Below are 13,025 nucleotides of genomic sequence, written 5' to 3'. Positions count from 1 at the left end.
CGCCTGTTAGGGAGCGTTCTCGTCTATCTCGGTCGCGTTCCCATCCGTTACCTGGAATACGGCGGTACGGAATGCGGCACCGATATGGTGAAGATAGGCGCGGCCTGCTATTTCGTTGTCCACATAGCGCTTGATATCGGGCCATTCCGGAACATCGTAGTCGTCAAAGAGGATGTAGCCACCCGGCCTCACCATGGGCGCATAGTTCTCGAAATCAAACTTGACCCCATCGAAACTGTGATCTCCGTCAATGATAAGCACATCGTACTCGCGCTTCCGAGCGGCTTCGATCGCATGGACCGGATCGGTGCTGAAATGCTTGATGATGGTGTAGTCTTTCTCGGGGATTCCCGCGAGAGACCAATTCTGCCGCAGGGTCGTTTCGTCGACACGCGCTCCTGTCAGCAAATCCGGTTTTCCGGGACCATAGTAGCCGTCAAGCGGGTCAATCACCGTCAAGTGTACCCTCTCACTTACGTTGGTCGCCGCTTCGTACACGGCGGCGGCACCAATGCCGAACAGTGTGCCGATCTCCAATATGGAGATGTCATCGCGCTTGACGGCTGACGCTACAAGGCTTCGCAGCACGATCGCTTCGATACTCGTAGCAAGTCGTCCTTTCATCTGGCTTTCCAGAACGCAGGCGCGATGTGCGAGATAGCCCACTCGCGATTGTTTCAACTCGAGCTCGAGAGGCTTGCCCCAGTCGGCGAGAAACGTGTCCAAATGTTCTTTGCTGAGCGAACGGTTAAAAAGCTGAAAGAAGTTGATGTTGGACTTGCTGTCCGACTTGTCGTGTGGTGTAGCGGCCTTGGCTTCCTTCAATTTCAGTTGCGACAATCTCTCGTCGAGCGCCTCGACGGTGCCGACATGGGACTTATGGGTGACGCTTTTGATCTGGGCTGACAGTTCAGTGCCCAACGCCATTGTCTGAGAGGCCAACTCTGCGCTCTGGGCAGTCAACTCCTTATGCAACTTCGCTGTCTGTGCGGTTAGTTCGGTACGCAACTTCGCCGTTTGGGCGACCAGTTCCGCATGCAGTTTCGTTTCTGTTGCCCGGTGCCGGCTTTCGAAATTGCGTAGCTGATACTCCAGGATGCCAAGTCTTGCCCTCATCCCATCGATTTCGCGCCGCGACAGGTAACCCATGAAGCCCTGGGCAGCCACGACGAGGCAGCCAGCGGCGAACATCGTGGCGGACAACCAAAGGATGGCGGCGATCTCGGCCGACGGGGCGAAGCTTCCCCCAGCCGCGAGCGCCAAAAAGGTGGTCGCCAGCGCAATGGACGCTGCCATGTGTCTGCGTGCTGTTCGCAACGTCCACATGGCGAACTGGCCAAGCCTGTTGATGGTCGGATGACCACGGCGTGCCCAAAGGACAAAACGCTCGTAGTTGGAGACATGAGGCACGACGTAAGGCCTATTGATATGTTTACTATCGTGTTGCCCCGCGCGCTTGCCTTCGAGCGAGGCCGACGTAACTGAAGGTGTCTGTGCGGCGCTTTCTTCGTGCAGCGGCGACGCCGATCGGGATGCCGGCGCCGTTCCATCACGGGGTGAAACGGGCTTTGTATGATTTGCAGCAGAGCCCGGGTTCTTACGGTGAATAACCTCCTCGAACGCGCCGGACAGAGCCTCGAGCCCGGGGTCTGTCTTGAATGCGAGAATATTACCCCAGGCGTCTGGCGCAAGCTCTACGTCGGGGAACTTGACCAGACGATACCAATCGTGAGGGATGCCGTAGCGGATGATGGGATGCCATTCACTCAGATACACCACGTAACCCATGTCGGCCAGAAACTGCGCGACTTCCCTATAGGTGTGACCAAGTGGGATGGTTTTCCTGTCCTCGAATTCGCATTCGATGACATCCGGCTTCAAGCGATCCCACGGCACTCCCCTCAGCACGGAGTAGTCGAAACCCTCCACGTCAATCTTGAGAAAGTCGACATGGGTAACCGAATGCTGTTCCACGACTTCGGTGATGGTGGTGACATCGACGGTACCCGCCTCCCGATGCGTATCTCGGAAGGCATGCAGACCCGAAATTCCGGTGCTCTCGTCTGATCGGAAAAAAGATACCCCCTCGGCCGGTCGATCGCTTACGGCCCGGCTGTCGATCGTCACGCCAACTGCTCGCCCGAAGCGCTTTTCCAGTCTTTCGCGGTTGCTGGGATCCGGCTCGAAACAGTGAATTGTCCAACCCAAGGCGGCAAAATAAGACGCGCTGGTGCCGAAATGCGCGCCTACGTCGAGCATGATATGGGATCGTCCGGTTCTGCTCCGGAGCATCCGGGCAACGACTTCGGTCTCGTCGACCCTGATGTGGCCCTCGCGGGCGTAGGCTCGCGAGGCTGCCGCCTGGCTCGATGGGGTTCTCACAATCGTATTCACCAGGCGCTCCCAGCTATGTTCGGAGAGGTATCTTCGACGGGCTTTGGCTGCATTGCCCGCATAGTGCCCATAATTGCTCAGCACAAGCCTGACGGCCTTGAATATTTCCCCCGAGCTTGGCGCGCTTGCCTCGCCTATTCCCGTTTCTTCTACAAGGTCACCGAGCCAGGTGTCCTTCACGGCCACAACCGGTCGGCCCATGAGCATTGCGTCCACGACCAGACCGGACGTTCTTCGCGCAAAGTCGGGGGCAAGATAGGGACAGACGATGACGTCGCCGGCAAGCAGGAACTCACGAAACTGCCGATCATCGAACTCGCGGGACTCGACGACGACGCTACTGTTCGCCAAGCGCGACAGTTGGTCCTTCATTTGTCTCGTCGTTCCCGATGTCACCAAGCCGCGCACCGTACAGTCGACTTGCCCTGTCTCGCACAGGAGGAGCGCAGACTCGACGGAAAGCATAAACCCCTTGTCTTTGCGCATACCGCCGGGGAAGAGAACCGTGGGGCGGTCTGCGACGCGATGGGGACGATGCTGCGCGAGATCAGCGGCTTCCTGATCGGAAAAAGTGGTGCTCGGGTGGGGCGCGACCGGAAGTTGAACGCCGAAATATTTCGCGAACCCGGCTTGCAACTTGGAAGTCGGGACCGTCAGGGTCAACCGCTTGTTGCCTTCAGCCTTGCGAAGGAAGGGTGACCAGCGTTCAACATAGGCCGGATCGGATTCATCGAATGCGTACGACCAGAAGAGGTTGACGTTCGCCAGGAGATCCTGCCTCGGGAGGATGAGCTCATGGATTATCTCGGCATGCTCGAGGCTTCCGCAATACATATACAGAGCTGCAAATTTGCCCTCATCGAGGGCCGGAAGCGTCGAAATCGCTCTTTCCAGTTCCGCGCGGAACGTTGCCGTGTCTTCCTTGGAGGGGGCGGGTGGTTTGTTGCCGAGGGTCCAGCTCTTGATGGACAAGGCCGGCACAAATTCGGCAACGCTTTCAGGCAAGCAGGCCAGGTCGAAGGCGACATTCCCAAAGATTGAGAAGCGCAGTCCGCGCAGCGCCGCGGCTTCCGCAATTCTGGCGTCGTAAGAAAGAAAGTGGCCAAAGTGATCCATCGCGTCGGGATCGATCGCGATGATCGCTGCCACCGACGCGTCGGATCCCCTCTGGTCCGGCTGTCGGGGCGAAATTTCTCCCGATCTTACATAGCGCTCGGCAAGCGCCGGGACAAAGGATGGCGTCAGTGAGACGACGCGCCCGCCGGCAGCCTCAAGAGCCTCGGCGGCGGCTTTCACATTGTCGCAATGACTTAGATAGTAGTCATTGTAGTCGATCGAAAAGAAGCCCGGATGGATGTGCCTGATATTGTCCATCTCGGCGTTGAATTGAGAGGCCTTGTCATGGGTCCAGAAATACTGGTCCTGGTCCAGTGGCCTCCCGTCGCACCCAATGACAGCTATCTCCCTTGAAATCGTGCTCGCCAGAGGGAGGAGGAGCAGCGTCAAGATATTGGGGAGCGGAGAGACATAAAAATCCTCCGAGAGGTCGGTGGTGTATGGGCGGTTCGCCTCGAACGGGACGCCAACAACGCGCTCGTGCATCGGCGCCGGCAAATAGGAAATGTAGACGCTGTAATCGCGAAGCGGCACAAACAAAAAGGCATCGGTCGACGCCATCGCCTGGAGCAATTCTCGGCGAAACTCACCTGCATAGCGGGAACAACCGGCATGGAAGATCGGATCACCTGCAACTATCGCCACCGGCCGCAGTTGTTCCAGAAGTTTCCGATTCTTCACCATCGAATTCGCGATGATGCAACGGCCGTCACTAAAATCGTGGGTTTCGCAAAAAGTCGACAGCGTTGGCCCTGTACCGAAGACATACGCTTTGGCGGAGTTTCGATACTTCTCATGGAAGACGGAAAGCTTGTAGCGATTCTCCGCTATCAGCCCAGCCTTGTCGACAAATGTATTCAGCCCGGCCCACAGATAGAAGGATCCCTCCATCCGCGTCTTTTGGGGGTCGACCTCGTAGTAACGCCCCCTTGTGCGCAATCGCGCGACTGTTTCGCTAACCGGCTTCGCACGGAGCAGTTCGGAAGAGGTATCCCAGACGAGAAGGCAGTCGGACTCTGGATCGAGTTGCCGAAGCATCTGATGCCCGAGCTCGCTGGACACCGCCTTGACTTTTGTGAGCAGGAGCTGTCGCCGGCCCTCGATCTCGTAGTCAAATTCCTTGGGTAGTTCGCTGTCGGTGATGAGGTTTTTGCGGCACAGAAGAACCACTTCCGAGGTCTGGCCCAAATAAGGGTGGAAATACCACCCGCATCTGGCAAGAAGGTCATTCACCTGGTCCTGGGTTTCGAGCGGAGGGTAGAAAACAATGCGACGCAAAAAAATTCCCTCGTCATCTCGAAGCATCTTTGAAGATGTCTTGGATTCGCAAATAGTCATCGGATCTTTCGAAAAACCGTGTTCAGCGTGCCGACGTTTCTCCAGGGGTATTCTTCATATGCCTTGGTTTTTTTCCACTGGACGTACATCGTCACCGGCAAAAAGAAGGTTTCGACGTCGCTCAACATCCGCGTCACAAGCTCCCGCACGTTCAAGCCGGGGCAGTGAGCGTCGGCCCAAGACTGATTGAGGCCGATTTGCGACTCCATGAAGCCGTTTCTGCCGCGGCAGGTCAAATCCACCGCATGAACGCTGTAGCCGCCGACCTCCAGGACACTGTCGATTGCTGCCACCGTTTCAGCATGGAATTGCGGAGCGATGTGCTCCACGACGCTTGTCGATACGACAGCCCGCTGCCGGGGAATCTCAGTCCTTGTCGTCAGTAGCTCGGCACGGAACGTTACCCTGGGGAACTTGTTGCGATAGAAATCGACATTGGTCGGCCCGTTGCCCGAGCCATCATAGGGGTCGATGACGGTGACCTGAGCATGGGTTGAGAGAGCATCGGCCAATTCGGCGCGAGAGCCCCCCAAATCCACCACCTCGGCGCCTTGGGGCACCAGTTCCTTGATCTTTTCCAGTGCCCATGGACGCTGGACATCTTTCAGATCGGCCTTCTCACTTACGAGCGACGGATAGCTCTCCCGGTACCGCAAATAGTCCGGAACTGTGGAGTATCCAGCATAGATCAACTCAAAGTTGGACATCGGATTCCTCAGATCATTGCGGAGGCAACCGACATGGCGGCCCACCGATTTCGATAGCTTGAGCAATGCTTCCGTTCATGAAAAAGCACATCCAAATAGCTTGTGCGGCCGTGGTCGGCTGCACAGCCGCGAAAGCACCACTGCTGTGGGTCCCTGACGATTTCGCGGGCGACCATATAGCTGTTGCCGTTTTTCATGGCCAGCAAAAAACTGGTACGGCCGGTCTTTCTTCCTGAGTTGGCGTCTTGCATCCAAGATATCGGGTGTCGTTTCGGTAGGGTTCTCGGTAGATCCACCCATTGCCATTGGTGCGTATTCGTTTAAACGAGACGCCGCACTAACGGCAGGATGCATCCGAATGACGGAAAAGATTGCACTCATCACCGGCGTGACCGGCCAGGACGGCGCCTATCTGGCGAGGCTCTTGCTCGAAAAAGGCTATGTCGTGCACGGGCTCAAGCGGCGGTCCTCGTCGTTCAACACGGAACGCGTCGACGGCATCTATGTTGACCCGCACGTGGCTGGCGCCCGCTTCTTTCTCCATTATGGCGACCTGACCGATTCGACCAACCTGATCCGCCTCGTCCAGGAAGCCAAACCGACTGAGATATACAATCTCGCAGCGCAGAGTCACGTCCAGGTCAGCTTCGAAACACCGGAATATACGGGCAACGCCGATGCGCTCGGCACGCTGAGGCTGCTCGAAGCGATTCGTATTCTCGGTATGGAGAAATCGGTACGCTTCTATCAGGCGTCCACCTCCGAACTCTACGGCAAGGTGCAGGAGGTGCCGCAGCGCGAGACCACGCCGTTCTATCCCCGGTCGCCCTATGCCGCAGCCAAGCTTTATGCCTATTGGATCACGGTAAACTACCGAGAAGCGTATGGTATCTTCGCGTCCAACGGGATCCTGTTCAACCATGAGGGCCCGACGCGCGGCGAAACCTTCGTGACCCGCAAGATCACTCGTGCCGTCGCCGGTATCAGGCACGGCATGCAGGACACACTCTTTCTCGGCAATCTCGACGCCAAGCGGGATTGGGGCCACGCCCGTGACTATGTCGAAGGCATGTGGCGGATACTGCAGCACGACAAGCCCGATGATTTCGTGCTCGCCACCGGCGAGACCCACTCGGTGCGCGAGTTCGTCGAACTCGCCTTCGCCGAAGCAGGGCGGACGATCGTCTGGGAAGGCGAGGGCGTCGACGAGGTCGGCCGTGACCCGGCGACGGGTGCGATTCTCGTCCGGATCGATCCGCGTTATTTCCGTCCGACGGAGGTCGACCTTCTGATCGGCGATCCGGCCAAGGCCAAGGCTTTGCTGGGCTGGGAGCATCGGACGAGTTTCAAGGAACTGGTATCCGAGATGGTCAGATCAGATATGAACGTGGTCGAGCGCGAGAAATGGCGCAACGACCGTTCCGCCTGACAAGGCGAGGGAGCAGGAAATGGCGGCAAGCTACTCTTTGGCGGGCAAGCGCGTTTTCGTCGCCGGTCATCGCGGCATGGTGGGCTCGGCGATCGTACGCAGGTTGGCGTCGGAGGATTGCCAGGCGCTGACCGCTGCGCGCGACGAACTCGACCTTCGTGACCAGCAGGCCGTTCGTCGATGGATGGCCGATCATAGGCCCGACGCGGTGGTGCTCGCCGCGGCCAAGGTCGGCGGGATTCTCGCCAACGACAGATTTCCCGCTGATTTCCTCTATGACAATCTGGTCATCGAGACGAATGTGATCGAGGCTGCCTTCCGTTGCGAGGTGGGCAAGCTGATCTTTCTCGGTTCTTCCTGCATCTATCCGAAGTTCGCGCCTCAGCCGATAGCGGAGGACGCTTTGCTGACCGGCTCGCTCGAGCCGACGAACGAATGGTACGCCATCGCCAAGATCGCCGGGCTGAAACTCTGTCAGGCCTATCGTCACCAGCATGGCGTCGACTACATCTCTGCCATGCCGACCAACCTCTACGGGCCGGGCGACAATTTCGACCTGGAGAAGAGCCATGTGATTCCCGCGCTGATGCGCAAGGCGCATGAGGCAAAACTCGCTGGGAACACCTCGCTGACCATCTGGGGGTCGGGCAAGCCGATGCGCGAATTCTTGCATGTCGACGACGCCGCCGACGCGATGGTTTATCTTTTGAAGAACTATTCGGGCGATGGCCATGTCAATGTCGGCTCCGGCGAAGACCTTCCGATCATCGATCTCGCGCGTATGGTTGCATCGGTCGTGGGCTTTTCAGGTGAAATCCGAAACGATCCCACCAAGCCTGACGGCACGCCGCGCAAGCTGATGGACGTATCAACGCTTTTTGCCAGCGGTTGGCGTCCGAAATACGACCTTCGGTCCGGGCTTGAACATACCTATCAATGGTTCAAAGAGCATATCGACAAGGGCGACGCCCGTTTGAGGGTGGCCTGATCCACCTCGCTGACCTTGCGGGGCGATCGCACGCCTTGTGTCCGGACGCATGTCGGGTTCTGGTCCGTCAATTCCTTGGCCGGTAGATCAATGCTGAGCGTTGTAATGCCTTGCCTGAACGCGATGCCGCATATTGTGGCCGCGATCGATTCGGCAATGGCTGCTCTCGCCGGTACGCCCTACGAGATCGTCGTTGCTGATGGCGGATCCACTGACGGCACCGTCAACTACCTGCGGACGGCCGGCGTCAGCCTGCTGGAGGGACCCGACTCCTCGCTCTATGAGGGTCTCAACAAGGCGTTGGCGGCGGCCCGTGGGGATTATGCCGTGTGGCTGAATTCGGATGACATACTTTGTCCCGATATCGTCGAGCTTGCCAGCCTCGCGCGCGGCAGCGCAGCCGACATGGCAACGGGCGAGGTGCAGACTGTGGCGGGCGGCAAGGTTATCTGGAAGAGTACACACCATGACGTCAGATTCGACTTCAATTCGTTGCTGTTTGGCGTACCCAACATCAATTGTCGCATCGTCAGCATGGGGCTCCTCAGAACGGCAGGTCCCTTCGTGCCGGGGCTCGGTCTGGGGGCTGATCGAGAGATGATGCTTCGTTTGCTCGATCTTGCCGGGAAACGGACGGCTCTCCCAAAGGCAGTCTACTGCTACCAGGCACACCCGGCCTCGCGTACGATGGGAGGCACGTGGAAATCTTACCGGTCCGTTCACGAGGCCAATCTCAAGCTCGTTTCGTATCTGCGCGCTGCCCGGTTGGATGCCAATAGGGAAGAGGTGGTCGAAGCCTATGCGGCGTCTACGAGGTTGGCGTTGGCGCGAGCCGAATTCTTTACCGGCGACTGGGGTGCTGCGACCGCGACCATCGCTGCCGCGATCGCCGATCATCCGATGCCGGGCGATTGGTACCGCGGCCTGTCGCTTCATCGTCGCTACCGCGGCCAGGCATCGGGGTGGTAGATAGCGGAATGTCGCGATGTGAGCCGCCACGACCATAGCGGAGCGAGAGTGAAGGAGCGCGTTGATGTTTTTACCTGTGGTGCTCGCCGGTGGCTCCGGCACAAGGCTTTGGCCGCTTTCGCGCCAGCTATACCCAAAACAATTCCATGCCCTGACTGGGGAGCGTACCCTGCTGCAGGAGACCGTTGCGAGGATGGCCGGGCTCGACGCGCTTGATCCCTTGTTGATCTGCAATGAGGAGCAACGCTTCGTCGCGGCCGAACAGATGCGCCAACTCGGCTTCGAGGAAACGACCATCCTGTTGGAACCCGTTGCGCGCAATACGGCGCCTGCCATCGCGCTCGCGGCCTTGCATGCTTTGCGCCAGGATGAAGATGCCCTGCTTCTGGTGCTGGCCGCGGATCATCATATCCAGGATGTCGAGCCATTCCATGCCGCCGTCAAACTCGCGGCCTCCTTGGCCGCGCAAGGCAGACTTGTCACCTTCGGCATAGTCCCCGCCGGTCCCGAGACGGGATATGGCTACATAAAACGCGGCGACGATATCGAGGGTGGCTTTGCAGTGGCCAGCTTCGAAGAGAAGCCTGATCGTGCCACCGCCGAACGCTACGTTGCTTCCGGCGAATACTACTGGAACAGCGGCATGTTCATGTTTCGGGCCGGCCGATACCTGGAGGAACTGCAGCGGTATGAGCCGGCCATCGCGGAGGCCTGCAGCCGCGCGCTCGCGGAGACCAAAGCCGACAATCAGTTCGTGCGTGTCGACGCGACGGCGTTCATGTCCTCTCCCGATGTCTCCGTCGACTATGCCGTGATGGAAAGGACCACGGATGCGGTAGTGGTTCCGCTGGATGCCCGCTGGAGCGATGTCGGCTCCTGGTCGGCATTGTGGGCGGTGCAGGATCACGACGAGAACGGTAACGTATTTCGAGGCGACGTCATGGCCGTCGCGACGAAGAACACGTTCGCGCGTACCGAGGGCAAGCTCGTCGCGCTCGTGGGCGTCGAAGATCTCGTTGTGGTAGAAACCAAGGATGCAGTGCTCGTAGCGCATCGGGATCATGTTCAGCATGTCAAGGAAATCGTCGATCGGATGAAGAAGGCCGGTCGCCACGAACACGTGAACCATCGAACCGTCTATCGCCCGTGGGGGCATTACGATTCGATCGACTTCGGTGAGCGCGATCAGGTGAAGCGCATCACCGTGAAGCCGGGCGCGAAACTGTCGGTCCAGATGCACCACCACCGTGCCGAGCACTGGGTCGTGGTGCGCGGGACCGCCGTGGTTCACAAGGGAAAGGAAACCATACTCCTGACGGAGAATCAGTCGACTTATATTCCTTTGGGGGAGATTCATGCGCTGGAGAACCCAGGCAAGATCCCATTGGAACTCATCGAGGTCCAATCGGGTTCATACCTCGGCGAGGACGACATCGTTCGGTTTGAGGATCGCTACGGCCGTACCTGATTTGGACAAATGGTAGCCGGCTGGGCAACCGCCGGGTTCCAGGTTGATGCAATGCCCGGAGTTGGTCTCAAGCCCGCGAATTTATCCGCGCGCACAGCATGGCCATCAAGCAAAGACCGCGAAGGCAACAGGCGTTGCGATGACCTGTGACTTGTCCGCCTGGACGCCAATCGTGCGCGGCCCCGTACTGCGCGCGAAGCTCCCTAGGACATCCCGCTTCGAATTAGGGCTGTGTGCCAATCCTGCGAAGCGCGTCAGCGCGAAGCAGGATGGCGGAGAGGATGGGATTCGAACCCACGAGAAGCTTTTGACCTCTACTCCCTTAGCAGGGGAGCGCCTTCGACCACTCGGCCACCTCTCCGGTGAAGCGCTGGATAAAGAAAAGCCGGGCCACAATCAACCTGCCGGGACGCCTGGTCACGTAAAATATAAGGTGCGCTGCCAAAAAGGGGAGGCAGTCGGGTGCATGGAACGACCAGGACGAGGCTGGCGCCGGATTCTGCGCATGCCGCCGAATCGCCCGCGTTCGATTCGTGGCAAGGGAGGCCCGCACTCCGAATTCGATGCGGTCTTCGGCCTCTCTCCCGGCGCCTTGGTTAATCGTCTCTTACGGGAGGGGTTCAAATCGTGTCATTTGTGCAACAGGGCATCGGGATAGAGCGGGAAAGGGCGGGCGCGGCTCGCGATGATTGTTGAACGGCGCGCCGCCATCGGTAATGTCGGTCTTGGAAAGGGGGCGCGAAATCGCTTCGTTTTCAGATTGGGGATGGGGCAGGGAACGCTGTCCTTCAGCAAAAGAACCCAGACCCGTTTTTAAACTTTGACTGGAGGTCAGAAAATGAACATCAAGAGCCTTCTTCTCGGCTCGGCTGCGGCACTGGTCGCAGTCAGCGGCGCTCGCGCTGCTGACGCGGTCGTCGTGGCGGAACCGGAGCCGGTCGAATACGTCCGCGTTTGCGACACGTACGGATCGGGCTTCTTCTACATCCCCGGCACCGAGACCTGCCTCTCGATCAGCGGCTATGTCTGGTACCAGCTCGGCACCAACAACTTCGACCCGTTCTCTCCGGATCCGCAGACCCCTCCGTATATCGGCGGTCGGGCCGGCGAAGGCTGGTACAAGTCGACCCGCGCTCGCGTGAACATCGAGTCGCGTTCGGAGACCGAGTGGGGCACGCTGCGCGGCATGATCCGTCTCCAGGCTGACTGGGGTGGTCTCACCCGCGGTCCTGGCAACGCTCTGATCGGCGCTCCGTTCGCTGACGGCCCGGTTGCGGTCGACCAGGGCTGGCTCGCTCTCGGCGGCTTCCAGGCCGGTTACACCGAATCGGCGTGGGCGGCTTCGTTCCGCGGCGGCGCGACCAACTTCGGTTCGCACTCCTGGGGCGGCATGTACTACGGCTACGCCCAGCGTCACCAGATGTCCTACACCTTCTTCGGCGGCAACGGCTGGTTCGGCACGCTGTCTCTCGAAGACGACGCGCTGCAGGGCGATGGCTACGTCCCCGACGTCGTCGCCAAGGTCGGCGTGAACCAGGGCTGGGGTTCGGTCTGGGCTCGCTTCGGTTGGGAAGACGACATCACCGACACGGTCGATGCCGGCGTGCTCGACGAGAATGAAAGCGGCTGGGGTGCTGCACTCGCGGCGCAGATCAACGTGCCGAATTCGCCCGGCTCGTCGCTCCGCCTGTTCGCCTTCTACGCGGACAGCGACACCCGCTTCAGCTCGGGTTCGGCGCTCGGCGTTGCGCCTGAGTGGTCGATCCTGGCTTCGTACAACCAGCAGTTCTCCGAGACTCTGGGCGTGTCGATCGCCGGTCAGTACTTCGCCGACCTCTATGAAGCTGGCACCAGCGACAAGATGGTCGATGCCGATGGCGACAACGTCAACGCCTGGGGCATGGAACTGTCGGCTGTGTGGACCCCGGTCACGAACTTCGAGGTCCGTCCGGAACTGCACTACGACAAGGTTGACGGTTACGACGCCTCCTATTCGGGCTTCCTCCGCTTCACCCGCTACTTCTAATCAGTCATTCGACTGGTCAGGCAAAACCCGGCGAGCAATCGCCGGGTTTTGTTGTCTCTGGGCGCTGCGATATTGAACATCGCCGCCGAGCACTCGGCAAAGCCTATGCCAGCAGGTTTCAAAGCACCGTGCACTGAGGCCCCGATCCTCTTGGCACGTCCCGAACCTGGAGGCTTGCCGCGCATTTTCCCGATATCGAATGCCGCGGGCCTTTGCGCACGCCTAGGACGCTTCGGCATTTCCAGCCCGCGATCTTGCTGCGTCCCGAAATCGCTGATGCGCTAAGGCATGTCTCCCGAAAGTGGGTACCGGTTCCGGGACAAAGACGTGCGTCAAACCAAAGATCTACGGCGTGTTGTGTGAATCCGTTCACGGTACACGACAGAGTGGTTGAGGACACCTTGTTAGGGACGGCGCGCCACCCCCCTCTGTCCTGCCGGACATCTCCCCCTCAAGGGGAGAGATTGGCTGGCCGCCTGTGTTTCGCCAATCACCTACGTTGCAGAACCCGGCGCCGTGATGGATGACGGCCAATCTCCCCCCTTGAGGGGGAGATGTCCGGCAGGACAGAGGGGGGTGCAGATGCGCCG

General features: G+C 59.3%; 8 protein-coding genes and 1 tRNA gene. 5 read left to right on the top strand and 4 right to left on the bottom strand.

Annotation, left to right across the window (positions count from 1 at the left end; genetic code table 11):
• Window positions 1-6 precede the first annotated feature (6 nt).
• Genes JN280_RS29135 through JN280_RS29125 form a run of 3 tightly spaced genes read right to left on the bottom strand, consistent with a single transcriptional unit; the run spans window position 7 to window position 5,806 of the window.
• Complete coding sequence (locus JN280_RS29135; protein ID WP_202307487.1) at window positions 7-4,848, bottom strand: FkbM family methyltransferase; 4,842 nt, start codon at window positions 4,846-4,848, stop codon at window positions 7-9.
• Window positions 4,845-5,555: a hypothetical protein gene (locus JN280_RS29130; protein ID WP_202307486.1), complete on the bottom strand. Its 711-nt coding sequence runs from the start codon at window positions 5,553-5,555 to the stop codon at window positions 4,845-4,847. Before JN280_RS29130 ends, JN280_RS29135 begins: the two co-directional genes overlap by 4 nt.
• 8 nt (window positions 5,556-5,563) lie before the next feature.
• The gene (locus tag JN280_RS29125; RefSeq protein WP_202307485.1) at window positions 5,564-5,806 is read right to left on the bottom strand and encodes a hypothetical protein; all 243 of its coding nucleotides are present in this window, start codon (window positions 5,804-5,806) and stop codon (window positions 5,564-5,566) included.
• A gap of 107 nt (window positions 5,807-5,913) precedes the next feature.
• Between JN280_RS29125 and gmd the strand changes: the two genes are divergently transcribed.
• The 4 genes from gmd (at window position 5,914) to JN280_RS29105 (ending at window position 10,409) form a co-directional block, all read left to right on the top strand.
• Complete coding sequence (gene gmd, locus JN280_RS29120; protein WP_202307484.1) at window positions 5,914-6,984, top strand: GDP-mannose 4,6-dehydratase; 1,071 nt, start codon at window positions 5,914-5,916, stop codon at window positions 6,982-6,984.
• Between the two features lie 19 nt (window positions 6,985-7,003).
• A complete protein-coding gene (fcl, locus tag JN280_RS29115; RefSeq protein WP_274609043.1) occupies window positions 7,004-7,972 on the top strand; it encodes a GDP-L-fucose synthase in 969 nt (322 codons plus the stop codon).
• Between the two features lie 90 nt (window positions 7,973-8,062).
• Window positions 8,063-8,941: a glycosyltransferase gene (locus JN280_RS29110; RefSeq protein WP_202307483.1), complete on the top strand. Its 879-nt coding sequence runs from the start codon at window positions 8,063-8,065 to the stop codon at window positions 8,939-8,941.
• Between the two features lie 64 nt (window positions 8,942-9,005).
• Window positions 9,006-10,409, top strand: a complete 1,404-nt coding sequence (locus tag JN280_RS29105) for a mannose-1-phosphate guanylyltransferase/mannose-6-phosphate isomerase (RefSeq protein ID WP_202307482.1) — start codon at window positions 9,006-9,008, stop codon at window positions 10,407-10,409.
• A 270-nt stretch (window positions 10,410-10,679) separates the two neighbouring features.
• On the opposite strand, the gene JN280_RS29100 is transcribed toward JN280_RS29105, so the two are convergent.
• Window positions 10,680-10,770, bottom strand: a tRNA-Ser gene (locus JN280_RS29100).
• A gap of 477 nt (window positions 10,771-11,247) precedes the next feature.
• On the opposite strand from JN280_RS29100, the gene JN280_RS29095 reads away from it, so the two are divergent.
• Entirely contained in the window at window positions 11,248-12,435 is a 1,188-nt protein-coding gene (locus JN280_RS29095) for a porin (RefSeq protein WP_202307481.1), read from the top strand.
• The last annotated feature ends 590 nt before the right edge of the window (window positions 12,436-13,025 follow it).

Origin of the sequence: Mesorhizobium sp. L-8-10 (assembly GCF_016756635.1) — a bacterium.
GTDB lineage: Bacteria > Pseudomonadota > Alphaproteobacteria > Rhizobiales > Rhizobiaceae.
Note: the sequence above shows the minus strand (reverse complement) of the source record. Positions and strands in the feature narration are given on the sequence as shown.

Coding starts and splice junctions, on each gene's coding strand:
- JN280_RS29135 (WP_202307487.1), bottom strand. CDS start 4,848: ATGACTATTTGCGAATCCAAGACATCTTCAAAGATGCTTCGAGATGAC.
- JN280_RS29130 (WP_202307486.1), bottom strand. CDS start 5,555: ATGTCCAACTTTGAGTTGATCTATGCTGGATACTCCACAGTTCCGGAC.
- JN280_RS29125 (WP_202307485.1), bottom strand. CDS start 5,806: ATGCAAGACGCCAACTCAGGAAGAAAGACCGGCCGTACCAGTTTTTTG.
- gmd (WP_202307484.1), top strand. CDS start 5,914: ATGACGGAAAAGATTGCACTCATCACCGGCGTGACCGGCCAGGACGGC.
- fcl (WP_274609043.1), top strand. CDS start 7,004: ATGGCGGCAAGCTACTCTTTGGCGGGCAAGCGCGTTTTCGTCGCCGGT.
- JN280_RS29110 (WP_202307483.1), top strand. CDS start 8,063: ATGCTGAGCGTTGTAATGCCTTGCCTGAACGCGATGCCGCATATTGTG.
- JN280_RS29105 (WP_202307482.1), top strand. CDS start 9,006: ATGTTTTTACCTGTGGTGCTCGCCGGTGGCTCCGGCACAAGGCTTTGG.
- JN280_RS29095 (WP_202307481.1), top strand. CDS start 11,248: ATGAACATCAAGAGCCTTCTTCTCGGCTCGGCTGCGGCACTGGTCGCA.